The sequence below is a fragment of the Arthrobacter sp. CJ23 genome (assembly GCF_024741795.1).
Classification (GTDB): Bacteria; Actinomycetota; Actinomycetes; order Actinomycetales; family Micrococcaceae; genus Arthrobacter.
The window spans coordinates 3,198,198-3,220,686 of the sequence record NZ_CP102950.1 but is presented as its reverse complement, the minus strand read 5'-3'; the positions used below and the strand labels follow the sequence as shown (position 1 = coordinate 3,220,686).

At 67.3% G+C, this 22,489-nt stretch carries 23 protein-coding genes and 1 riboswitch; of the genes, 11 read left to right on the top strand and 12 right to left on the bottom strand.

Annotation, left to right across the window (positions count from 1 at the left end; translation table 11 throughout):
• Window position 1 precedes the first annotated feature (1 nt).
• Both NVV90_RS14360 and NVV90_RS14355 read right to left on the bottom strand, forming a co-directional pair.
• Window positions 2-727: a DUF1003 domain-containing protein gene (locus NVV90_RS14360; RefSeq protein ID WP_396125314.1), complete on the bottom strand. Its 726-nt coding sequence runs from the start codon at window positions 725-727 to the stop codon at window positions 2-4.
• A complete protein-coding gene (locus NVV90_RS14355; protein WP_258437950.1) occupies window positions 708-1,991 on the bottom strand; it encodes a magnesium transporter MgtE N-terminal domain-containing protein in 1,284 nt (427 codons plus the stop codon). Before NVV90_RS14355 ends, NVV90_RS14360 begins: the two co-directional genes overlap by 20 nt.
• Before the next feature lie 76 nt (window positions 1,992-2,067).
• On the opposite strand from NVV90_RS14355, the gene NVV90_RS14350 reads away from it, so the two are divergent.
• Window positions 2,068-2,946, top strand: coding sequence for a general stress protein (locus NVV90_RS14350; RefSeq protein ID WP_258437949.1), 879 nt, complete (start codon window positions 2,068-2,070; stop codon window positions 2,944-2,946).
• A 99-nt stretch (window positions 2,947-3,045) separates the two neighbouring features.
• On the opposite strand, the gene NVV90_RS14345 is transcribed toward NVV90_RS14350, so the two are convergent.
• Entirely contained in the window at window positions 3,046-4,620 is a 1,575-nt protein-coding gene (locus tag NVV90_RS14345) for an aminopeptidase P family protein (protein ID WP_258437948.1), read from the bottom strand.
• A gap of 139 nt (window positions 4,621-4,759) precedes the next feature.
• On the opposite strand from NVV90_RS14345, the gene NVV90_RS14340 reads away from it, so the two are divergent.
• From NVV90_RS14340 to NVV90_RS14330, 3 genes are all read left to right on the top strand, one after another.
• Window positions 4,760-5,608, top strand: a complete 849-nt coding sequence (locus NVV90_RS14340) for a PHP domain-containing protein (RefSeq protein WP_258437947.1) — start codon at window positions 4,760-4,762, stop codon at window positions 5,606-5,608.
• 138 nt (window positions 5,609-5,746) lie between these two features.
• Window positions 5,747-6,124, top strand: a complete 378-nt coding sequence (locus NVV90_RS14335; protein WP_258437946.1) for a hypothetical protein — start codon at window positions 5,747-5,749, stop codon at window positions 6,122-6,124.
• Between the two features lie 63 nt (window positions 6,125-6,187).
• Complete coding sequence (locus NVV90_RS14330) at window positions 6,188-6,796, top strand: MarC family protein (protein ID WP_258441187.1); 609 nt, start codon at window positions 6,188-6,190, stop codon at window positions 6,794-6,796.
• Window positions 6,797-6,942: 146 nt separating this feature from the next.
• Here NVV90_RS14330 and NVV90_RS14325 read toward each other — a convergent pair whose 3' ends face one another.
• The 4 genes from NVV90_RS14325 to NVV90_RS14310 all read right to left on the bottom strand — a co-directional run bounded on the left by NVV90_RS14325 (window position 6,943) and on the right by NVV90_RS14310 (window position 12,795).
• Entirely contained in the window at window positions 6,943-8,211 is a 1,269-nt protein-coding gene (locus tag NVV90_RS14325) for an IS110 family transposase (protein WP_258437945.1), read from the bottom strand.
• 242 nt (window positions 8,212-8,453) lie between these two features.
• The gene (locus NVV90_RS14320; RefSeq protein ID WP_258437944.1) at window positions 8,454-9,344 is read right to left on the bottom strand and encodes a site-specific DNA-methyltransferase; all 891 of its coding nucleotides are present in this window, start codon (window positions 9,342-9,344) and stop codon (window positions 8,454-8,456) included.
• Between the two features lie 8 nt (window positions 9,345-9,352).
• Entirely contained in the window at window positions 9,353-11,056 is a 1,704-nt protein-coding gene (locus NVV90_RS14315) for a DEAD/DEAH box helicase (RefSeq protein WP_258437943.1), read from the bottom strand.
• A gap of 281 nt (window positions 11,057-11,337) precedes the next feature.
• A complete protein-coding gene (locus NVV90_RS14310; protein ID WP_258437942.1) occupies window positions 11,338-12,795 on the bottom strand; it encodes an RNB domain-containing ribonuclease in 1,458 nt (485 codons plus the stop codon).
• Window positions 12,796-12,836: 41 nt separating this feature from the next.
• Between NVV90_RS14310 and NVV90_RS14305 the strand changes: the two genes are divergently transcribed.
• A complete protein-coding gene (locus tag NVV90_RS14305; RefSeq protein WP_258437941.1) occupies window positions 12,837-13,505 on the top strand; it encodes a ferritin-like domain-containing protein in 669 nt (222 codons plus the stop codon).
• A 43-nt stretch (window positions 13,506-13,548) separates the two neighbouring features.
• Here NVV90_RS14305 and thiE read toward each other — a convergent pair whose 3' ends face one another.
• The gene (gene thiE, locus NVV90_RS14300; RefSeq protein WP_258437940.1) at window positions 13,549-14,232 is read right to left on the bottom strand and encodes a thiamine phosphate synthase; all 684 of its coding nucleotides are present in this window, start codon (window positions 14,230-14,232) and stop codon (window positions 13,549-13,551) included.
• A 26-nt stretch (window positions 14,233-14,258) separates the two neighbouring features.
• Window positions 14,259-14,378: riboswitch (TPP riboswitch) on the top strand.
• On the opposite strand from thiE, the gene NVV90_RS14295 reads away from it, so the two are divergent.
• The 4 genes from NVV90_RS14295 (at window position 14,371) to NVV90_RS14280 (ending at window position 17,463) form a co-directional block, all read left to right on the top strand.
• Entirely contained in the window at window positions 14,371-15,717 is a 1,347-nt protein-coding gene (locus tag NVV90_RS14295; protein ID WP_258437939.1) for an FAD-dependent oxidoreductase, read from the top strand. (Overlaps the previous riboswitch by 8 nt.)
• Entirely contained in the window at window positions 15,714-15,950 is a 237-nt protein-coding gene (gene thiS / locus NVV90_RS14290; RefSeq protein ID WP_258437937.1) for a sulfur carrier protein ThiS, read from the top strand. The genes NVV90_RS14295 and thiS overlap by 4 nt, the downstream gene beginning before the upstream one ends.
• 3 nt (window positions 15,951-15,953) lie before the next feature.
• Window positions 15,954-16,751: a thiazole synthase gene (locus NVV90_RS14285; RefSeq protein ID WP_258437936.1), complete on the top strand. Its 798-nt coding sequence runs from the start codon at window positions 15,954-15,956 to the stop codon at window positions 16,749-16,751.
• Window positions 16,752-16,791: 40 nt separating this feature from the next.
• A complete protein-coding gene (locus tag NVV90_RS14280; protein ID WP_258437935.1) occupies window positions 16,792-17,463 on the top strand; it encodes a 4a-hydroxytetrahydrobiopterin dehydratase in 672 nt (223 codons plus the stop codon).
• A 2-nt stretch (window positions 17,464-17,465) separates the two neighbouring features.
• On the opposite strand, the gene NVV90_RS14275 is transcribed toward NVV90_RS14280, so the two are convergent.
• The 3 genes from NVV90_RS14275 to NVV90_RS14265 are packed head-to-tail and all read right to left on the bottom strand — an operon-like array spanning window position 17,466 to window position 18,726.
• Window positions 17,466-17,768, bottom strand: a complete 303-nt coding sequence (locus NVV90_RS14275) for a hypothetical protein (protein WP_258437933.1) — start codon at window positions 17,766-17,768, stop codon at window positions 17,466-17,468.
• Between the two features lie 26 nt (window positions 17,769-17,794).
• Window positions 17,795-18,019 carry a DUF3107 domain-containing protein gene (locus NVV90_RS14270; RefSeq protein ID WP_258437932.1) on the bottom strand — a complete coding sequence of 75 codons (225 nt, stop codon included), beginning with the start codon at window positions 18,017-18,019 and terminating at the stop codon, window positions 17,795-17,797.
• Between the two features lie 50 nt (window positions 18,020-18,069).
• Complete coding sequence (locus NVV90_RS14265) at window positions 18,070-18,726, bottom strand: TetR/AcrR family transcriptional regulator (protein ID WP_396125313.1); 657 nt, start codon at window positions 18,724-18,726, stop codon at window positions 18,070-18,072.
• Window positions 18,727-18,812: 86 nt separating this feature from the next.
• Here NVV90_RS14265 and moeB point away from each other — a divergent pair, with 86 nt between their 5' ends.
• The gene (gene moeB / locus NVV90_RS14260; protein WP_258437931.1) at window positions 18,813-20,012 is read left to right on the top strand and encodes a molybdopterin-synthase adenylyltransferase MoeB; all 1,200 of its coding nucleotides are present in this window, start codon (window positions 18,813-18,815) and stop codon (window positions 20,010-20,012) included.
• A 54-nt stretch (window positions 20,013-20,066) separates the two neighbouring features.
• Window positions 20,067-21,086 carry an SDR family NAD(P)-dependent oxidoreductase gene (locus NVV90_RS14255; protein WP_258437930.1) on the top strand — a complete coding sequence of 340 codons (1,020 nt, stop codon included), beginning with the start codon at window positions 20,067-20,069 and terminating at the stop codon, window positions 21,084-21,086.
• 30 nt (window positions 21,087-21,116) lie between these two features.
• Here NVV90_RS14255 and NVV90_RS14250 read toward each other — a convergent pair whose 3' ends face one another.
• Window positions 21,117-22,439, bottom strand: a complete 1,323-nt coding sequence (locus NVV90_RS14250; protein ID WP_258437929.1) for a glutamyl-tRNA reductase — start codon at window positions 22,437-22,439, stop codon at window positions 21,117-21,119.
• Between the last annotated feature and the right edge of the window lie 50 nt (window positions 22,440-22,489).

Below are 22,489 nucleotides of genomic sequence, written 5' to 3'. Positions count from 1 at the left end.
GTCAGGACCGGCTTTCTGGCTGTTCTGCGGGTGCAGCCGGTGCGGCGTGCTGCGGGTGGACCTTGGGGATCTGCTGGGTGCGCGGGCCGCGCTGTTTGTCCCGCTTTTCCTTGAGCTTGTCCTTGACCTTCTCGCGCGGGCTCTCGCCGGCCTTGGCGTCGCCGGTTCCATGGGCGCGCAACTCCTCCTGGGCCTCCAGCATGTCCTCCAGGAGCGTGCGGAGCTCGGCACGGACGTAGTCACGGGTGGCCACTTCGCGCAGGGCGATGCGCAGCGAGGCCAGTTCGCGGGTGAGGTACTCGGTGTCCGCGAGGTTCCGGGCGGCCTGCTGGCGGTCCTGCTGAAGGGAGACGCGGTCGCGATCGTCCTGGCGGTTCTGGGCCAGCAGCAGCAGGGGAGCGGCGTACGAGGCCTGCAGGGACAGCATCAGCGTCAGCAGGGTGTAGCCCAGGGCCTGTGAGTCGAACTGCCACTCTTTGGGCGCAAAGGTGTTCCAGACGATCCAGAAGACGCAGAAGATCGTCATGTACACCAAGAAGGTGGGCGTGCCCATGAAGCGGGCGAAGCCTTCCGTCGCGTGGCCGAAGGCGTCCGGGTTGGGCGAGAACTTCGGCAGGATGCGCTGGCGTCCGCTCAGCGGCGTATCAAGGCTTCCTTTGCCGGCGGCCTTGCCGGCACCGCGGACGGAGCTCTTTGCCGTGGTGATATCAGCCAATGCGGCCTCCAAGCTTCTTTACAGGGGCGGCATCCTCGTGGGCGCGCCAGTCATCCGGCAACAGGTGATCCAGCACGTCATCAACAGTCACCGCCCCCACAAGGCGTCCGTCGTCGTTGACGACGGGGAGGCAATTCAGGTTGTACGTGGCCAGGGTACGGGCCACCTCGCTGATGTGGGCCTGGTCCGAGACCGGCTCCAGGTTCTTGTCCACCAGGTTACCCAGGGGTTCCGGCGGCGGGTAGCGGAGCAGCTGCTGGATATGCACCACTCCGAGGAACCTTCCGGTGGGGGTCTCCAGCGGTGGCCGCGCGATGAAGATCGAGGACGCCAGCGCGGGGGACAGTTCCTCGCGCCGGACGTGCGCCAGGGCCTCGGCCACGGTGGCCTCCGGGGGCAGGATGACCGGGACGGGCGTCATGAGGCCGCCGGCCGTGTCCTCGTCGTATTCGAGCAGGCGGCGGACGTCCTCGGCCTCCTCCGGCTCCATGAGGCGGAGCAGTTCCTCAGCCTGTGCGGTGGGGAGTTCGGCAAGGAGATCGGCGGCGTCGTCGGGGTCCATCTCCTCCAGGACATCCGCGGCACGTTCCACGTCCAGGGCGGAGAGGATCTCCACCTGGTCGTCCTCGGGCATTTCCTGGAGCACGTCGGCCAGGCGTTCGTCCTGGAGCTCGCTGGCAACCTCGAAGCGGCGCTTGTCGCTCATCTCCTGCAACGCTTCGGCGAAGTCGGCCGGCTTGAGGTCCTCGTGGGTGGCCACGAACTGGGTGGCGGCCTGCGGCTCCGTCTTGGCGCCCTGGTGGGCGTCGGCCCAGTCGATGATCAGGGTCTCGTTGCGGCGCAGCCTGCTAAGCGGGGAAAGCGAGTGGCCGCGGCGCACGAACAGCTTGCTGACGAACCAGTCGCGGGAGCGCTGCTGGTCCATGGCAATGTCTTCTATGGTGGCGTCGCCGCTGCCGTCAGCCAGCGTTACCCGGCGGTCAAACATCTCGGCCACCACCAGGGTTTCGGCGCCGCGCTGTTCGAAGCGGCGCAGGTTCACCAGCCCTGTGCAGATGATCTGGGTCTGGTCGATGGACGTAATCCGCGTCATGGGAACGAACACGCGCTTCTTGCCCGGAACCTCGACGACGATGCCCACCACGTGCGGAGCGCCGCGGGTCCCGCGGGAGAGCACCACGACGTCGCGCAAGCGGCCAAGACGGTCGCCCAAAGGGTCGAAGACGTCCAGTCCGAGAAGGCGCGCGACAAAGACGCGTGAGGGATGTGAACTCATTCTTACAGGCTACCGAGTCTGCTCTCTTTTAGCTGAATTTCAGCCCACGCACATGTCCATGGGACAGAATGGGGATATGTCGAACATATTTGGTGCACCCAAGGCCACGGAGGAATCCCGCAGTGTCCCGCAAGGAGACACCGTGGGCTCCTACACTTCCTATTTGGACGCCCAGAAGGCGGTGGACTACCTCGCGGACCAGCAGTTCCCGGTCCAGCTCGTCTCGATCGTGGGCAATGACCTGAAGATGGTGGAGCGCGTCACGGGCCGCCTGAGCTACCCCCGGGTGGCGTTGTCCGGTGCCCTCAGCGGCATGTGGTTCGGCCTGTTCGTCGGTGTCATGCTGTCCTTCTTTGCTCCCGCCGGCGGCGCGTTCTCGATCGTGACCTCCGTCCTTATGGGTGCCGCCTTCTTCATGCTGTTCGGCATCGTCACCTACGCCATGCAGCGCGGCAAGCGCGACTTCACCTCCACCAGCCAGGTGGTGGCCACCAACTATGACGTCATTGTGGCCTTCGAAGCATCGCAGGAGGCCCGCCGGCTCCTCCACCAGCTGCCCATGAGCCCGTCCGAGGCCGCCGCAGGGCATGCTCAAAACTACAACCCGCAGAACTACAACCCGCAGAACCAGCCGTTCCAGCAGCCCGGCCAGGCCCCGGAGCGTCCGGCCGGCTGGAGCGATCCCTACGGCCAGCGCGGCTCCCAGCAAGGCGCGGAAGCAGGCGCCGCACAGGCAGCCGGAGCGGCCGCAACTGAAACCGGTGCCCAGCCGGCACCGGAACGGGCACCCGCCCCCGCTGCCGTACGCTATCCGGACCTGCCAGACGGCCGGCCGCAGTACGGCGTGCGTGTTGACCCCCACGGCCAGCAGCCCGGCGAGCAGCACGATCAGGCCGAAACCGCCCCAGACGCGGGCGCCGGCGTGAGCCCGGAAAACGGGCAGGGCAAGCACTAGCACCACAGCAGTCGAAAACCAAAGGGAAGGCCGCCGGAGAATTCCGGCGGCCTTCCTTTTGCTGTCTGCGGGTAGTGCGCGGTTTGCTGGGCGCCGAGCCTAGCCCTGCGCGTCCTGGTAGATGCCCGCCATCCAGGCCTCGACGTCGTCCGCCTTGCGGGGCAGTGCGGCGCTGAGGTTGACCGGGCCGTCCGCAGTCATCAGGATGTCGTCCTCGATGCGGACGCCGATGCCGCGGTACTCGGCCGGAATGGCGAGGTCCTCGTTCTTGAAGTACAGGCCGGGCTCGATGGTGAAGACCATGCCCTCGGTGAGGACGCCGTCCAGGTACAGTTCACGCTTGGCCTGGGCACAGTCGTGCACGTCCAGGCCGAGGTGGTGGCTGGTGCCGTGCGGCATCCAGCGGCGGTGCTGCTGGCCCTCGGGGCTGATGGCCTCCTCGACCGACACGGGCAGGAAGCCCCATTCGGCCAGGCGCTCGGCCAGCACGGTGGTTGCCGCGGTGTGGATGTCGCGGAACTTGACGCCCGGGCGGGCGGCCGCAAAACCGGCGTCGGCGGCGTCCAGCACGGCCTCGTAGACCTTGCGCTGGATGTCCGAGAACGTGCCGTTGGCCGGCAGGGTGCGGGTGACGTCGGCGGTGTAGAGCGAATCGGCCTCCACACCGGCGTCGAGCAGCAGCAGTTCCCCGGCGTTGACTGTACCGGTGTTGCGGTTCCAGTGCAGCACGGTGGCGTTGTTGCCGGCCGCGGCGATGGTGTCGTAGCCGAGCTCGTTGCCTTCTTCGCGGGCCCGGGCGAAGAACGCGCCTTCCACCACGCGTTCGCCGCGCTTGTGGGTCAGAGCGCGGGGGAGGGCGCGGACGACGTCGGCGAAGCCTTCCACCGTGGCAGCCACGGCGATCTTCATCTGCTCGATTTCCCAGGCGTCCTTGATCAGGCGCAGCTCGGACAGGGCCTCGCTGAGCTTCTCGTCCAGGGCATCGAGCTCGCCCATGTCCAGGTTTTCCGGGTCCTTGGCGGTGTTGTACCGTGCGGTGTCCACCAGGGCGTCGATGTTCTCGTCGACCTTGCGGACCAGGCGGATGGAGATGCCGCCGATTTCCGGGGCGCCCACGTTCTTGGTGATGGCCACTTCGAGTTCGGAGATGTGCGCGGTGGGCAGGCCCAGGCGCGCCTCGAACTCGGCGAGGGTGGGGCGGGCGCCGATCCAGAATTCGCCGGCGCGGGAGTCGGCGTAGAACTGCTCGGTATCGCGGCCGGCCAGCGGGCGGAAGTAGAGCGTGGCGCGGTGGTTGCCGCCGTCGTCGCCCTTTCCTTCGGCGACTGGCTCCAGGATCAGCACGGCGTCGGGCTCGTGGTCCAGGCCCAGTCCGGTCAGGTGCGCGAAGCCGGAGTGCGGGCGGAAGCGGTAGTCGCAGTCGTTGGAGCGGACCTTCAGCGGTCCGGCCGGGATAACGAGCCGTTCGCCCTTGAACTGTTCGGAAATCGCACGGCGCCGGGTGGCGGCGTGGTCTGCAACGGCGTCGCGCGCAGGGGTTTCCTGCGGGGCCGGGGCCCAGTTGCTCGCCATGAATGCCTTGAAGGCATCGGATGTGGGCCGCTGGGAGCGGTTGTTCACGCGCTCTTGCAGGGGCTGGGAAGCGGAGGATTGGGTGTTTTCAGCATCGTTCACCGTTACATCGTCGCATCAGTTGAGTGAGGAGGCCAACGGTGGAACGGTCCAAGCCGGTCCGCATCCAATAGCGCCCAACTTGCTCCCCAACCTCGCAAGTCCCCGCCGGCTGGGTCCCCTCGCAAGTTAAGCTTAGAACGTGAGGATAGACCTGCATGCGCACTCGAATGTTTCCGACGGAACAGAGACCCCTGCCGGGGTGATGGTTTCGGCCGCCGCAGCGGGTCTCGATGCCCTCGCACTGACCGACCATGACTCCACCGACGGCTGGGAGGCGGCCGCGGCGGCCGCCCTGGAACACGGCGTGGCGTTCGTCCCGGGCATGGAGATTTCCTGCCGCACACACGAGGGCATCAGCGTCCACCTGCTCAGCTACCTCCACGACCCCCAACATCCGGGCCTGCTCGAGGAGATCACCAAGGCCAAGGACGCCCGGCTGAGCCGGGCTGAACGCATGGTCACGCTGCTCGCCGAGGACTATCCGCTGAGCTGGGACGACGTCATCCACCACGTGGCGCCCGGGGCCACCCTCGGACGGCCGCACATCGCCGATGCCCTCGTGGCTGCGGGGGTGGTGGCCGACCGCAGCGAGGCCTTCACCTCGATCCTGACGTCCCACTCGCGCTACTTCGTGCAGCACTACGCACCGGACCCGGCGCTCGCCGTCGAACTCGTCCGCGCCGCGGGCGGCGTGCCCGTCTTCGCCCATCCCGTGGCGTCCGCGCGGGGCCGCGTGGTGGGGGAACGCACCTACCGGGAAATGATCGACGCCGGGCTGCTCGGCCTGGAGGTGGAGCACCGCGACAACCCCGAAGAGGGGCGCGAATTCCTGCGCGGCCTCGCCGCCAAGCACGGGCTGCTCATGACGGGCTCCTCCGACTACCACGGCGCGGGCAAACCCAATCTGCTCGGGGAGAACCTGACCACCCCTGAGGTGCTGGCACGGATCGAGGAGCTGGGCACCGGAACTCCGGTGGTGCGCGGCTGACGCGTCGACCCGGGTTACGCCAGTGTATTGACTTGCCCGCAGCGGGGAGTAGTCTTTCGTCTGCTGGGAAGCGGCGGTCTGCCGCTCCAACCAAGGTCTCGTCGCCGTGCTCTACCACTTCTGTCGACGGAGAAAGCAATGTTCAGAAAGACGCTTGCTGCGGCTGGCCTTGCCGCAGCCTTCATGTTTGTTCCCGTAGCCGCCAATGCGCTCGACTGCGCCAATGTCAGCAGGCCGCCGGCCGCATGCGGCGCCAACTGTACCGAGGGTCCTGTTATCAGCGGAAACTGGGTGTGGCTCCCGAGTGTCTTCCCCGGCGCTGCTGAAGTCTGGGCATTTGTCCCCCCGGGAACGCTCAAGGAGTTTGCCCCCGACTTCCCCATCGGCCAGAAGGGCAACTACCAGAGCGGCGAAGGCTTCGCCCTGTTGTTCAACGCCATCTGCGATTCCCAGGGTTCCGTGTTGGTGAATCGGCAAACCGAGCACGGCATTCAGTTGGGCGAGGGCTGCCCCTGATCCCCACGCGCCATGCCAAGCCTACCCGGTGCCCGCACCGGGTAGGCTTGCGCCGTGGATTGGATTGACCTGCAGCTGTTTGCCTCGGTGATTGTCACGCTCTTCGTGATCATGGATCCGCCCGGGACCGTGCCCATCTTCATGTCCCTCACGGCGCAGATGGACGCCCGGGACCGCAATCGATCGGCCCTGCAGGCATTGTTGGTGGCCACCGGCGTGATCGTGGTGTTCGCGATCTTCGGCCAGTCGATCCTGAACTACATGCACATCTCGCTGGCGGCGCTCCAGGGTGCGGGCGGCCTGCTGCTTGTACTGATCGCCCTGCAGCTGCTGACGGGTTCCACCAGCGGCGAAGACAAGGCCGATAAGTACAAGAACGTGGCGTTTGTACCGCTCGGCACGCCGCTCATGGCCGGTCCGGGCGCGATTGTGGCCGTCATGGTGTTCGTCCAGCAATCCGATTCGGCGGCCCAATACCTGGCCGTGGGGCTCGGCATCGCAGTCACGCTGGCATCGCTGTACCTGGCCATGCGCTTTGCCGGCGTGGTGCAGCGTGTGCTGGGCGAAAATGGGGTGGAGCTGGTCACGAGGATTGCCGGGCTGCTGCTCTCGGCGATCGCGGTGCAGATGATCGCCGACTCGGTCCGGGCGTTCGCCGGGACCTGGGGCTAAGCAACTGGGTAGCAGCAAGTGTCGTTTTGAGCCTCCAAAACGACACCTACTGCTAGTCCGAAAATGAGGTGATGTGCGTTCGTTGGCGCGCGTGTTTGGGCATCCGGGGGCGAAAGGCAGCCCTCGGTGGACGGGGAATGTTGGAGTCAGGCGGCAGGGGTCAGGGTGACGGTGTAGCCGAGGGCCTCGAGTTGCCGGATGTGGCTGTGCTTCCTGGTTTCGGGGTTGGTGTGGCGGGTGAAGTGGTCGGCGCCGAGATCCTGGAACCGTGTGTCCGGGCCCTGCAGGAGGTGCCAGACGATGACGAGGATGGAACGTCCGATGGCGACAATGGCGCGTTTCTTGCCCCGCCGCCGGACGAGCCTTCGGTAGCGTTCGCCCAGGAAGGTATTGGTCTTGCCGGCTCCGAAGGCGGCCTCGCCAAGGGCCCGGGCGAGATAGCGGTTGCCGTGCCCGGTCGAGCCGTTTCCTTTGGTCTTGCCTGCGGAGGAGTTGATGCCCGGGGAGAACTTTGCCCAGGAACACAGGTGCCCCGCGGTCGGGAACCGGGACATGTCGACCCCGATTTCGGCCAGAACTACGGCGGCGGCGATGGGGCCGATGCCCGGGATCTCATCCAGGCGTTTGGCCGCCGCGGCGAAAGGGGCCAGCTGGACCTCGATCTGTTCATCGAGCGCGGCGATATCGGTGTCGATGCCGTCAATCCTTGCCAGCATCCGGGCGAGCAGGAAGCCGTGGTGGTCATCGAAGCGGCCGGTGAACGCCTCCTCCAGTTCGCTGATCTTCCTGCGCATGCTGGAGCGTGCCAGCTGCGCGAGCACGCCCGGGTTGCGTTCTCCGGCGATGAGCGCTGCCATCATTTCCCGGCCGGACACCCCGAAGGTGTCCGAGGCCACCGAGGAGAGTTTGATGCAGGCGTCCTCGAGGAGTTTCTCGACCCGGTTCTTCTCCGCGGTCCGGGTCCCGACCAGGTCAATCCGGTACCGGGTCAGGTCCCGGAGCCTGCGGATCGGGGCGGGCGGGACGAAGCTGGGCCGGAGCATCTGCCGTTCGGCGACCTTGCACAGCCACACCGCATCCAGCACATCGGTTTTGGGACGTCCCGGCAGATGCTTCACGTCGCGGGCGTTGACCAGCCACGGTTCGAGCCCGTGCGCCTCGAGGAGGTAGAACACCGGCTTCCAGTAGTCGCTGGTCGCCTCCATCACCACCCGCTCGATGCGCAGGTCCACGAGATGGTTGGCCAGGTCCGCCAACGAACGGGTCATGGTCGAATGCGTGGACACCTCCTGCAACCGTTTCTTTCGGTTCCCCTCCGCGGGGACCCGCACGCAACACACGAGTTCGGCCTTGCCAATGTCGATCCCGGCGACCCTGGCAATGATCTGTTCCTCATCCTGGGTTTCAGCCAGCATGATCCTGCTCATCTCCTCACGGCGCGGCCCTTCTGAATATCGAAGTGGCCGCCCGTGGGGATCACCAGGGACAACGGGAATCTAGTCCTCGTTCTCGATGAAAGGAACAATGAAGGGCCCACAACGTGACCCCCAACGCCCGGCTACTTAGCGGCCTCAACGAACCATGGAAGCACGGCGTTGGCAGGCGGCCACAAGCACATTTTCAGCCCGGAACGGGCGTCCCGCAAGGGACACAAAGGCTACTTAGTTGGGTGGGGGAGCGGGGGAGGGCCGGCCACGAACTCCGCCTTGCCGTCCAGCCGCTTGCGCATGACCTCGATGGCCGGGGCGTTCTGGTCCACGCACACGAACCTGCGGCCCAGCTTGGCCGCGACCGAGCCGAGCGTGCCGGAGCCGGCAAAGAAATCCAGGCACCAGTCGTCCTTGCGGCTCGACGCCGAGACGATCCGGCGGACGAGTCCTTCGGGTTTCTGGGTGGGGTAGCCGGTCTTTTCGCGTCCGGTGGGCGAGACGATGGTGTGCCACCACACGTCCGTGGGCAGCTTGCCCTTTTCGCGTTTGGCGGGTGTGACCAGGCCCGGGGCCATGTACGGCTCACGGTCCACTTCGGCGTTGTCGAAGTGGTACTTGGCCGGGTCTTTCACGTACACGAGGATGTTGTCGTGCTTGGTGGGCCAGCGGTTCTTGGCGCGTGCACCGTAGTCATAGGCCCAGATGATCTCATTCAGGAACGATTCCCTGCCGAAGATGGCATCCAGCATGACCTTGGCGTAGTGCACCTCGCGGTAGTCGAGGTGCAAGTACAGGGTGCCGTCATCGGCCAGCAACCGCCACGCCTCCACGAGCCGGGGCTCCAGGAAGGACCAGTAGTCGCTGAAGGCGTCGTCGTAGCTGTGCAGGGCGCCCTTGATGGTGTCGTAGGAGCGGCCCTTGAAACCCACGCGGTCGCCGTCGCCGTCGGCGTTGCGGACCATGCGTGTTTCCTGGCGGCGCTGGACCCGGCCGGTGTTGAACGGCGGGTCCACGTAGATGAGTGTGAAGGCGCCGTCCGGCAGCGTGGGGAGGAAGTCCGCGTTGTCCGCGTGCACCACCAGGTTGCTGCCGTCCGGCGCCCAAACAGTTTCATTCATTGAGGGTTTTAGGCCTCGGCGCTGCCGGATGCCGCGGCGGCGTCGCCGGCGGGCACCACCTCGCCGTTGCGGCGGCGCGTGCGGGTGCGCCGCGTGCGGGCAGGCTTGTCGCCGGCTTCCGCGTTGTTCGGCTGGGTGGTGCCCGACTGGGTGCCGTTCGAGGCTGCACCTTCCGCCGGAGCTGCTTCGCCCGTGGAAGTACGACGGCGGCGGGTGCGGTCGCCGCCGCCCTTGCCTTCGCTTTCCTTTGCGTCGCCGGACCTGGCGTCGCGGCCGGAGCGGCCACGGCCGCCGTCGCGTCCGCCATCACGGCCGCCGCGGGAGTTCTTCTTGCCGGTCTCGCCCAGGTCCTCCAGGACCTCGGCGTCGACGCCGGCGAGCGTGCGCTTGTTGCGGGGCAGCCGGCCCTTGGTGCCTTCCGGGATGTCCAGCTCTTCGTAGAGGTGCGGCGAGGAGGAGTAGGTCTCCACGGGCTCCGGCACACTCAGGCCGAGGGCCTTGTTGACCAGGCCCCAGCGCGGCATGTCGTCCCAGTCGACGAACGTGACGGCGGTGCCCTTGTTGCCGGCGCGGCCGGTGCGGCCCACGCGGTGCAGGTAGATCTTCTCGTCTTCAACGCACTGGTAGTTGATGACGTGCGTGACGTCGTCCACGTCGATGCCGCGGGCGGCGACGTCGGTGGCGACCAGGACGTCAACCTTGTTGTTGCGGAAGGCGCGCAGTGCCTGCTCGCGGGCGCCCTGGCCGAGGTCGCCGTGGATGGCGGCGGCAGCGAAGCCGCGGTCCACGAGTTCCTCGGAGACCTTGGCTGCGGTGCGCTTGGTCTTGGTGAAGATGATGGTGCGGCCGCGGCCGCGGGCCTGCAGGATGCGGGCCACCACCTCGATCTTGTCCATGCTGTGGGCACGGTAGATCAGCTGGCGGATGTCGCGCTTGGTGAGGCCTTCGTCATTGGGGTCTGCGGCGCGGATGTGGGTGGGCTGGGTCATGTAGCGGCGGGCCATGGCGATGACCGGGCCGGGCATGGTGGCCGAGAACAGCAGGGTCTGCCGGACCGCCGGGGTGCCTGCGATGAGGGTCTCCACGTCCGGCAGGAAGCCGAGGTCCAGCATTTCGTCGGCCTCGTCAAGGATGACCATCTTGACGTTCTTGAGGTTCAGGTGCTTCTGCTTGTAGAGGTCGATCAGGCGGCCCGGCGTACCGACAACCACCTCGACGCCCTTCTGCAGTGCCTCGATCTGGGGCTCGTAGGCCCGGCCGCCATAGATCGTGGCGATGCGGGCGTTGCGCTTGCGGGACGCGGTCTGCAGGTCGTTGGCGACCTGGACGGCGAGTTCGCGGGTGGGGACGATGACCAGGGCCTGGGGTGCGCCCGGGACGGCCAGTTTGTCGTAGCCGGCGTCGTCCTGTCCCACCACGCGCTGCAGTGCGGGGATGCCGAATCCGAGGGTCTTGCCGGTACCGGTCTTCGCCTGGCCGATGATGTCGTGGCCGCCGAGGGCCACGGGAAGGGTCATCGCCTGGATGGGGAAGGGGTGCGTGATGCCGGCATCGGCCAGGGATTCAACGATGTCTGCGCGGACGTTGAAATCGGCGAAGGACTTTTCCTCGATCTCGTGGGGCGTCTCGTCCGAGGTGATGGTCTCCTCGGGCTCGATCGATTCCGTGCCGCTGGGGTCAGTCAGGACTTCATGGGTGTGCAATTCACTCACAGGGAGTTTCCTTATTCATTTGGGCATTGGCGCTGCGTGCTCAACGGCGGCGGCTGAGCCGATCCGGAGCACGAACGGGCGCGCAAGCAAATCCAGTGGAAGCCGATCGCGGGCTATCTAAGTACTGGCACTGGTGACCAGCGGGCAATTCTCAAGATCGCGTAGGGGCGGGCTTGTTGACTTCAAAAATTAACTGAATCAACGACCGGGCATCCATTACTACACAGCCAGTCTAGCCTCTGGGCGGCCCAAAGCTTGGATCGGTGCCAGCGCCATGCCGGTCACAGGAGCGCGAAGCGGATCTCCCGTGCGGCGATGTCAGCCTTGAGAAGCTTCACCCGGACCTTGGTGCCGGACTCCATTTCGCCGTCGCAGCGGGCCGTGACGGCAGGCTCCGCGATCTGCACGACGCCGAACGGGCCGTTGCCGTTGCCGTTTCCGTTCGGCGGCTTGGAACCGGAGATCACGACGGCGTCGAACTCCTCGCCAATGTGGTTGACCACCAGGGCCGCCTCCACGGTGTCCAGGGCCATGCGCTCCATCTTCCCGGCGAGCTGGTCCGAGGCGGCCATGATCGCGGGCAAGGACGGGAGGGCGTCGCGGACCCATGACGGGATGGAGCCGCCGTTGCTCAGGGCCTCGCAGATCACCAGGACAAAGCGGTCGATCAGCCGGCGCAGAGGAGCCGTGGTGTGGGCATAGGGGGCGCCGATGGCAGACTGCACCACATTGTCGGGCACCGTTCCGTCGAACGGCGTGTAGCCTGCGCCGCGGAACAGCATCCCGGCGGCGTGCAGGATGGCCAATTGCTTGGGGTCCGTGGCATCCAGGGTGCGCAGGTATTCGCCGTAGCTCATCTCGCCGTCCCAGGGCCTGCCGAGGGCCGCCGTCTGGCGTTTGAAGTGCCGCAGGGATCGTTCGTCCGGTTCCGGCATGGTGCGCAGGATCCCCACCTTGCCGTCCAGCATCAGTTGGGCCGCGGCCATCCCCGTCATCAGGGATATCTGGGCGTTCCAGTCCTCCACCGGCAGGCTGGGCGCTGCCACAATCCGGAACCCCCCGCCGTCGGGCACGGGGACGATTTCCTGCTCCGGCATGTTCAGGCTGGCACCGCCGCGGCGGCGCTCCAGCTCCACACGCTTGAGGCCCACTTCCTTGAGGAGCTGCAGCACGGGCGAGGCCGTGCCGGCGTCGATCTCGGCCTGCACGCCCTTGTAGCTCAGCTTGGCGCGGCTCCGGACCGTGGCCCGGCGGACGGACACGGCCGTGACCTCCGCGGCCGCATCAAGGTCGAAGTCCCACACGAACGCCGCACAGTCCTGCTCGGCCAGCAGGCTGCCAGCGTTCTCGCTGATGACCTCGGGGTGGAGCGGGATCCTGCCGTCCGGGGCGTAGAACGTCTGCCCACGGTGGCGCGTCTCGGAGTCGAGTGCCCCGCCCGGGGCCACGAAGGAGGGCACATCGGAGATGGCATACAGCACCTTGTAGCCCTCGCCTGCGCGCTCGATGAACAGGGCTTGGTCGAGGTCCGTGGAGGTGGCCGGGTCGATGGTGATGAACGGGACATCCCGGAGGTCGCGATCCGGAAGGGCGTGGGCGGAAACCGCAGCTTCGGCCTCCTTCAGGGCTTCCTGCGGGTAGGCGCCGGGCAGCTCCAGCTCGGTCCGCAAGGCCGCAAATGCCTCCGCGAGCTGGTACGACTGTTCGCTGACGTTCGGCGCTATCCCATGATGTGGCACGAAAGTCAGGTTAGCCCGAAATCGGCGGTTAGTCTTGGAGCATGGGCACATCTTCGGCCGGCAATGCTCCGTACCAGCGCCTCGTGACGGACCTCCTGGGCGTCATGGCCTATGGCGAACTGTCAGCCTTCGGGCGTCTCTCCTCCGATGCGCGCTACGCGCCTACCCTGCACGACCGTGCCTTGCTGGGCCGGATCGCGGTGATCGAATTCCAGCACTTCGAACTGGTCAGCGCCCGGCTCGAAGAGCTGGGCGTAGATGCCGAGGAAACCATGCTGCCGTTCCAGCGTTCCGTGGACCACTTCCACGAGCGCACCAAGCCGGGCGACTGGTACGAGTCCCTGATGAAGGCCTACGTCATTGACACCGTGTCCTCGGACTTCTACAAGTCAGTGTCCGAGTTCCTCGACGCGGACACCCGTGAGGTGGTTGAGCGGATCCTGGTCTCGGAGGAGTCCACGGCCGTGCTGCGTGATCTGCTGCAGCGCGCCCTGGCAGAGGACCCGCGCCTTGCCTCCCGGCTGGCACTGTGGGGCCGCCGTCTGGTGGGCGAGGCCCTCACCCAGGCCCAGCGCGTCAGCATGGAACACGCCCTGCTGGGGCCGCTGCTCAGCAGTACCGGCGACGCCCGGGAAACCCTCGGGAAGCTGACGGCGGACCTCGCCGAGCGGCACGCCCGCCGGATGACCGGGCTCGGCCTGACGGCCTGAGCGGCCTCGCGCCCAAGCGCATGAGCGGTGAGGGACTGACTGGCTACCCGGCGTCGAGCGCGGCGAGCAGTTCCCGGGCGGCCGCCGTCGGGTCCGCCGCTTCGGTGATGGCACGCACCACCACGATCCTGTCGGCACCCGCTGCCACGACCTGCCCAACGTTTGTGAGGTCGATGCCGCCGATCGCGAACCAGGGCAGCAGCACGCCGCCCACGGTCTCCTCATCGGCCCTGCGCACGGCTTCTTTTGCATATGTGACCAGCTCCAGGCCGACGGCGTCCCGACCCGGCTTGGTGGGCGTTGCCCAGACCGGGCCCACGCAGAAATAGTCCAGGCCGCTGCGGCCCGGGGCGGCTGCGATCGCGGCATCGATCTGCTCCGTGGTGTGCGTGGACAGGCCGATCACCGTGGGGTCGTGGAGGATGTGCCGGGCCGAGCGCAACGGCAGGTCCTTCTGGCCGATATGGAACACCGGAGCCCCGGAAAGCAGGGCAATATCGGCCCTGTCGTTGACGGCCCACAAGCGTCCGTGACGGTGGGCCACCTTGTGCAGGACCTCGAGAAGTTCGAGTTCCTCGGCCGCTTCCAGGGACTTGTCGCGGAGCTGGATGATGTCCACGCCGCCTTCGAAAGCGGCATCGACGAAGTCTTCGAAATCGCCCTGCGTCTTGCGGGCATCGGTGCAGAGATAGAGGCGGGCCGTGGTGTGGACATCGTGCTGGGTCATGGAGACAGCGTAGTTCCTTTACACTGGGCTGGTACTGCGGGAGCCGCAGTGGCGGTCACAAACGCCACGCGGCTGAGAGGGCTTCAGCGCCGACCGCTTGACCTGATCCGGCTAGTACCGGCGTAGGGAAGGAGCCCCATGGCTGACACAATGCAGAACCGTCCCGGCACCCTGCACGCGGACGTCGCCGTGATCGGCGGAGGCATCATCGGGCTGGGCATCGCCCTGGAGGCCCGCAAAGCAGGACGCTCCGTAGTCCTCATCGATCCCGCACCGGCCACGGGCGCCACGTACGCCGCGGCCGGCATGCTGGCCCCCGTCAGCGAACTGCACTACCAGGAGGAAGACCTCCTGGACCTCATGCTGGAGTCCTCGGCGCTCTGGCCGGAGTTCGAACGGACGCTGCCGGCGGCGTCGGATCCCGGGGACGCGGCCCTTGGGACCGGATACCGCACGACGGCGACCCTCGCCGTGGGTGCCGACGCCGCGGACCGGCGGGCGCTCGCCGACCTCCGGGACGTCCAGCTGGCACACGGACTGGCGGTGGAACCGCTGGCGCTCCGCGAAGCCCGGAGCCGCGAACCCTTGCTGAGCCCACAGATCTCCTGCGCCTTCGTCATCCCCGCCGACCACCAGGTGGACCCCCGCAAGCTCGCCCGCCGGATCCTGGCGTCCCTCGCCAACCACGGCCTGGGAGATCCCAGCTGGGTGGCCGGGGCAGAGGATGGCTTTGCGCTCCGCGCCCGGGCCGCGTCACTCCTGTGGGAGGACGGCCGCGTGGCCGGGGCAGTACTGGAGACCGAGACGGGTCTTGGGGGCGGAACCGTGACCCAGCACGGAACCGTGGTGCGGGCTGCGGAAACTGTGGTGGCCAACGGCCTCGGCGCCGCCGCCCTGGCCGGACTCCCGGAGGGCCTCGCGCTGCCCTTGCGTCCCGTCTACGGGGACATCCTGCGGCTGCGCGTTCCCGAACACCTCCGCCCGCTGCTGACCTGCACGGTCCGTGGCATGGTGCGCGGCGTGCCTGTCTACATCGTTCCCCGGGACGACGGAACCGTGGTGATCGGGGCGACGCAGCGTGAAGACGGGCTGTCCGCCTCCTCCAATGCCGTCTCCGCCGGCGGCGTTTACCAGCTGCTCCGCGACGCCCAGGTCCTGGTCCCCGCGGTGGCCGAACTAGAACTGCTCGAAGCCACGGCGCGGGCACGGCCGGGCACCCCGGACAACGCGCCCCTGCTCGGCCGCGTCCAGGGCGGCCGCGGCGACATCGAAGGCCTGGTGGTAGCCACCGGCTTCTTCCGCCACGGCGTCCTGCTCACCCCCGTGGCCGCACGGATCGTCGGCCAGCTCCTCTCCGGAGTGGAGGACCCCCGGTGGTCCAGGTTCCGCCCGGACCGCTTCTCCGGAAGCCACGGCTCATCCGTCCCAACATCAGCAGTCCACACTGCAGCAACCCCTTCCGCAGCAAGCAAGGATCCGGCATGAACATCACCCTCAACGGCTCAGCCCACGAGCTCTCCGACGGCGCTTCCGTCACCACCCTCGTCAGCCAAGTGACCGGCCGCGTGCTGGACCACCGCGGCCAGGCGTCCGACGGCGGCAAGCTGGGCGTCGCCGTCGCACGCAATTCCGAAGTGGTGCCGCGCAGCCAGTGGGCTGCCACGGCGCTCGCAGAAGGCGACGAACTCGAACTCGTAACCGCAGTACAGGGAGGCTGAACCATGACCGCAGCAGGCACCGAGGTGCGCACTGATTCACTGGTGATCGACGGCGTGGAGTTCGGCTCCCGCCTCATCATGGGCACCGGCGGGGCGCCCAGCCTGGACGGCCTGGGGGCCGCACTGCTGGCCTCCGGCACGGAACTGACCACCGTGGCCATGCGCCGTTACTCGCCGGCCGAAACCGGGTCCCTGTTCCAGCTCCTGCTGGACCACAACATCCGGGTCCTGCCCAACACGGCGGGTTGTTTCACTGCCAAGGACGCCGTGATGACGGCCGAACTGGCCCGCGAAGCCCTGGAAACCGACTGGGTCAAGCTCGAAGTCATTGCCGACGAGCACACCCTGCTTCCGGACGCCGTGGAACTGGTGGACGCCACGGAACAGCTGGTGAACCGCGGCTTCAAAGTGTTCGCCTACACGAACGACGATCCCGTCCTGGCCCTGCGCCTGGAAAACCTCGGCGCCGCCGCCGTCATGCCCCTGGGCGCGCCCATCGGCACCGGGCTTGGCATCCTGAACCCGCACAACATCGAACTGATCGTGTCCCGGGCCTCGGTTCCCGTGGTGCTCGACGCCGGAATCGGCACGGCCTCCGACGCCGCACTGGCCATGGAACTGGGCTGCGACGCCGTCCTGCTGGCCACCGCAGTGACGCGCGCCCAGAACCCCGTCCTGATGGGTGAGGCCTTCAAACACGCCGTCATCGCCGGTAGGCTGGCGAAGCAGGCGGGCCGGATTCCGCGCCGGGAGCACGCATTGGCGTCCTCGGCCATGGAAGGCCGGGCCGAGTTCCTGTAAGCGCGTCCCCCAGCGGGGAGTCCCAAGCCGAGGAGCAGCCATGGCAGGCAAGGAAAATGTCCTCACCAGGCCGGCGATCGACGCCGCCTTGGCGGAACTGCCGGACTGGCGGTACCGGCTCGGCGGGCTCGTCACCGTGTACAAAACGCCGACGGCAGCCGGCGCGCTGGCGCTGATTGCCGCCGTCGGGCAGATCGCGGAAGAACAGAACCACCACCCCGATCTGGACTGGCGCTACAACCGGGTCTTCCTCCGGTACACCTCGCACGACGCCGGCTCCGAGGTGAGCAGCCGGGACGTCGCCGCCGCCACCGCGGCCAGCGCTGCCGCCTCGGACGCCGGAGCCGTGGCCGAGCCCGGGCTGTACAGGACCATGGAACTGGCGATCGACACCGACAATCCGGAAGCGATCTCCGAGGTCTGGCGGGTGGCCCTGGGCTACCGCAAGGGACGATACGGGGACCTCGTGGACCCCCATGGCAGGGGACCGGCCCTGTGGTTCCAGGAATCGCCGACGCCCAACGCCAACCGCATCCACGTGGACGTGCACCGGAGCCTGGCCGAATCGGGCCCGGCCATCGAGAAAACGGCGGCGACCGGGGCCTTAATGAACCATGACCACGCACCCGGGTGGGTGGTGGTCACGGATTCACAAGGCAACCGGCTCTGCCTGTGCACCGAAGCGGGGCACGAGCCGGATCTCGAGGACTGAAACTACAGCTTGAGCGCGGCGGTCAGCGCCTGGATGTCGTGCTTGGCGCGCGCCCGGCCCAGGAACGCCACTGCTGCGACGGACGCCGCTGCACCCAGGGCGATCGGCAGGACCCACGGCATCCAGGTCAGGCCGGGCCGGTAGCCCAGGCCGATCTGGAGGCAGACGATCCAGCTCAGCATGCCCACAGCCACTGCCACCCCGGCGGGCAGGATGATGCCGTACGTTGCGTGGTGCTTGTCATTTGCCCAGACAATGAAGCCCGCGGCGGCGGTGGCAAGGACCACGATGACGAGTGAAAGCATGGGGGCTCCTGGTTTCCGGGGAGTGCCTAGAGGACGCCGAAACCGACGCGGCGGGCTTCCTCGGCGCCGATCTCCACGTAGCCAAGGACGTTGCCGGGGACGATGATCTGGCGGCCCTTTTCGTCGGTCAGGCGCAGCTCGGTGCCCTTGGACACGGCCTCGGCGACGATCTTGGCGACGGCCTCCGCATCCATGGCGGTTTCCAGCACGATTTCGCGGCCCACGTTCTGAATGCCGATCTTTACTTCCACAGCAAGGCCTCCAAGCCAATCAAGAATTAAGTCAGTCCTCTATTTGTAGCCTAGGACTCTTTGGGGAATCGACTGATTCCGCGCCAAGCTAAACGATAGATGAGATCGCTGGCCACATCGAGGTCCAGGTTTCCGTCCGTTTCGAGCCAATACCGGGCACTGACCTGCGCCATCCCGGCCAGTCCGCGGCCCAGGAGCTGCGCCTCGAGCGGGGGCAGCTTGGTGTCCTCCGCGATGACGTGCGCGACGGCGTCGGCGAAGGTCTTGTTGAATGTCTCCAGCCGCGAACTGACATCGGGATCGTTGATGAGGTCCGATTCGAAGACCAGCCGGTGGGCCTGGTCGTCGCTCGCGATGAAACGGTAGTACGCGCGCATGACGGCCTGGACGCGTTCCTTGTTGTCGGACGTGGAGTTCAGCGCCGAGAGCATTTGCTCCGTCAGCGTGGCCAGGTGGCTGTCCAGCAGCGCCATGTAGAGCTCGCGCTTGGACGGGAAGTGCTGGTACAGGACCGGCTTGCTCACGTGCGCGGTCTCGGCGATCTCGTCCATCGCGGCGCCGTGGAAGCCGTTGGCAACAAACACTTCCAATGCGGCATTGAGCAGCTGGGCGCGGCGTTCATCGCGCGGCAACCTCGCTGAGCGCGGCGATCCGGTTCGTTCCTGCTTCTCCGGTGTCTCCTGTTTTGCCCGTGCGCCCTCGGCCACAGTTCTGCCCGCCTTTCCTTTGCAGTTATGACCACTCTACTTCCCAGTAATATGACCGGGCGGCATCGGCAGGCATACATTGAAGTATGGCCACCACTTTTGCTGCCCAAACCACGCCCGTTTCGCTGCCGCCGCTGGTAGAACCAGCCGCGGAACTGAGCCCGGCAGAGGTGGAACGGTACTCCCGCCACCTGATCATCCCCGAGATCGGCGCGGCCGGGCAACGCCGGCTCAAGAACGCCAAGGTCCTGGTGATCGGGGCCGGTGGACTTGGCTCGCCCGCTCTGCTCTACCTGGCCGCCGCGGGTGTGGGCACGCTCGGCATCGTGGACGACGATGACGTGGACCTCAGCAACCTCCAGCGCCAGGTCATCCACGGGGTCAAGGACGTCGGCCGGCCCAAGATCGAGTCCGCGCGCGATGCCATCGCCGAGCTGAACCCGCTCGTCACGGTCAATCTCCACAATGTCCGTCTGGATTCCTCCAACGCCTTGGACATCTTCGCCGGCTACGACCTGATCCTGGACGGCGCGGACAACTTCGCCACGCGCTATCTCGTCAACGACGCCGCCGCGATCCTCGGCAAGCCCTATGTGTGGGGGTCGATCTTCCGCTTCGACGGCCAGGTCAGCGTCTTCTGGGAAAAGCACGGCCCCAGCTACCGCGACCTCTACCCCGAAGCCCCGCCCGCAGGCTCCGTGCCGTCCTGCGGGGAAGGCGGCGTGTTCGGCATGCTGTGCGCCGCCGTCGGCTCCCTCATGGTGACGGAGGCAGTCAAGCTCATCACCGGCGTCGGGCGCTCACTGCTGGGACGCGTGGCACTGTTCGACGCCCTGGGCGGCAGCTGGCGCGAGATCAAGGTCTCCAAGGACCCTGAAGCGGAACCCATCACTGAGCTCACCGACTACGAGGCGTTCTGCGGCGTCACGCCGCCGCCGGCCACTGATGCCGGGCATACTGTCACGGCTACGCAACTGGCCGTAATGCTTGCCGAACGGGCTGCGGGGGAGCGCGACTTCGAACTGGTGGACGTCCGCGAAAGCGGCGAGCACAGCATTGTAAGCATCGACGGCTCGGTGCTCATCCCGCAGGGCCGCATCCTGGCCGGGGAGGCCTGGGTCGAGCTGCCGCAGGACAAGGACATCGTGTTCCACTGCAAGGTGGGCGGGCGCTCGGCCGCGGTCCTTGCAGCGGCACAACGGGCCGGCTACACCCGCGTCAGCCACCTCGACGGCGGGATCCTGGCCTGGGTGCGCGACGTCGAGCCGGAGAAGCCCGTCTACTGACGCCCTGCAGGGCAACAGCGGTTCCTACACGAAAGCAGCCAGAAAGGTCCGGTCATGAGCGAGGAATCCATGGTTACGCCGCAGCATCCCCTTGCTTCGGGATTCGGGCACTACTCCACCGCCGCCGAGGTCATCGCCGGCCTCGATCTCGCCGGGAAGACCGCGATCGTCACGGGAGGCTATTCCGGGCTGGGGCTGGAGACGGTCAAGGCGCTGGCCTCGGCCGGCGTCCACGTGACGGTTCCGGCCCGCCGGCCCGGACACGCGCGTACGGTGCTGGCCGACGCCGGGCTGGCGGATACCGGAGGTGCGGAAGGCGGCCTGCAGGGTTCGGTGGACGTACAGGAGCTGGATCTCGCGGACCAGGCCAGCGTCAAGGATTTTGCCGCGCGCTTCCTGGCCGCCCACGACAAGCTGGACATCCTGATCAACAACGCCGCCATCATGGCGTGCCCGGAGCAGCGCGTGGGGCCGGGCTGGGAGTCGCAGTTCGCCACCAACCACCTTGGCCACTACACGCTGGTGAACGAGCTGTGGCCGGCCCTCGTGGCGGCGGGCTCCGCCCGCGTGATCTCCCTTTCCTCCACTGGCCACAAGATCTCGCCGATCCGCTTCGATGACATCAACTTCGACGCAGGCTATGAAAAGTGGCACGCCTACGGACAGGCGAAGACAGCCAATGCGCTCCTGGCGGTGGAGCTGGACCGCCTGGGCCGGCCGTTCGGCGTGAGGGCCTTTGCCGTCCACCCGGGCGGGATCATGACGGAACTGCAGCGCCACCTGCCCAGGGAAGAAATGGTGGCTGCCGGTTGGATGGACGCCGAAGGAAACCTCAGGGAAGGCTTCAAGACGCCGGCCCAGGGCGCCGCCACCTCGGTTTGGGCCGCCACGTCACCGGCGCTCGCAGGGATGGGCGGGGTGTACTGCGAAGACTGCGATATCGCCAAGCCCACGGACCACGGTTCGCCGCTGGCCCGCTACGTGGGAGTGGACGCCCACGCGATTGATCCGGAGGCGGCCGCGCGATTGTGGAGCCTGTCCGCGGAACTGACCGGGGTCAACGCTTTCGCCTGACGGTTCAGGCCGGCGTGTCCGCCTGAGCGCTCAGGCGGTTTCGGAACGCAGGTCCTGGTGGTCCACGGGGCACTCGGCGGCCGGAGCCGGAGCGGCGGGCTGTTCCACCTGGATGCCGTACAGGGCCTCGAGGGCTGCGACGTAGTCGTCCTGCTGGCCCTTCGAAGCCAGCTCACGGGCGCGCACGGTCGGCACATGCAGGAGCTGCTTGACCATGCGGCGGAGCGCGAATTCCACTTCCTCGGCGGCAGCCGTGCAGCCGTGGCGGGCCCGGACCTTCTCCATCTCGGCGTCCAGCACGTTCATGGTGTGGCGGCGCAGGGCCACGATGGCTGAATCCACGGAGCGGATTTCGCGTTCCTGCTCGAAGGCCTTGGCCGCGCCGCTGACGATGCTGCTCGCCTGGGTGAGGGATTCCGCCTGCTCCTGCGGTGCCGCGAGGCGCACGGACTCAAGCGTGAGCAGCTCGACGCCGTCGAGCTCGCCGACTGCGGGATCGAAGTCGTGCGTGAGGGCGAGGTCGATGGCGATCAGCGTCTGCGGGGAAGCTGCGCGGACCTTGGCGAGGTCCTCGGCCTCCACCCGCGTGTCCGAACCGCTGCAGCCGATCATGACGTCGGCCGCGGCGACGGCGGCGGGGAGGGTGTCGGCGTCGAGCGCTGTGCCGCCGCGCGTGGCGACGAAACCTTCGGCGCGGCCGGAGGACGAGTAGACAGAGATGTCCGTGCAGCCGCGCTCACGCAGGAGCGACATGGTGGCGCCGGCGTAGGCGCCGGTGCCGAAGACGACCACCTTTTTGCTGGACCAGTCGGCGCTGTCCGAGAGATCGGTGGCGAGGTCCAGGGCGACGGAAACGATCGAGAGGCCGCGCGAGCCGAGGGCGGTCTGCGCGCCGACGTCCTTTGCCGTCTTGGAGGCAGCCTGGAAGAGCCTCACCAGGCCGGAGCTGGCGGTGCCCTCGTGCTGGGCAGTGATGAGGGCCCGGCGGACCTGGCCGGCGATCTCGCGTTCACCCACGACGGCGGAATCCAGGCCTGCGCTGACGGCAAACAGGTGCTGGGAGACCTCGGGGCCGGTCCGGGTACTGAAGGCCTGGGAGACGAGCCGCTCGTTGACGCCGCTCAGTTCGCTGATCTGCGAAACCAGGGCGGCGCGGGCGGCCTCAAGGTCGCCGGTGCTGGAGGTTTCGCCGTAGACCTCGTAGCGGTTGCAGGTGGCCAGGACCACGGTGCCCGTGACGAGCGGCGACCCTGCCAGGGCGGCGGAGGCAAGCTCAGAAGAACCGTTGCTCAGCTGAGCAACGGTTTCGAGATCGATGTCGGCGTGTGTAGCCACCAATGAGAAAAGAACCACAGCACCCCAATCATAGCTTTTTCGTGGCCCCGTAGAACAATGCCCGGCCG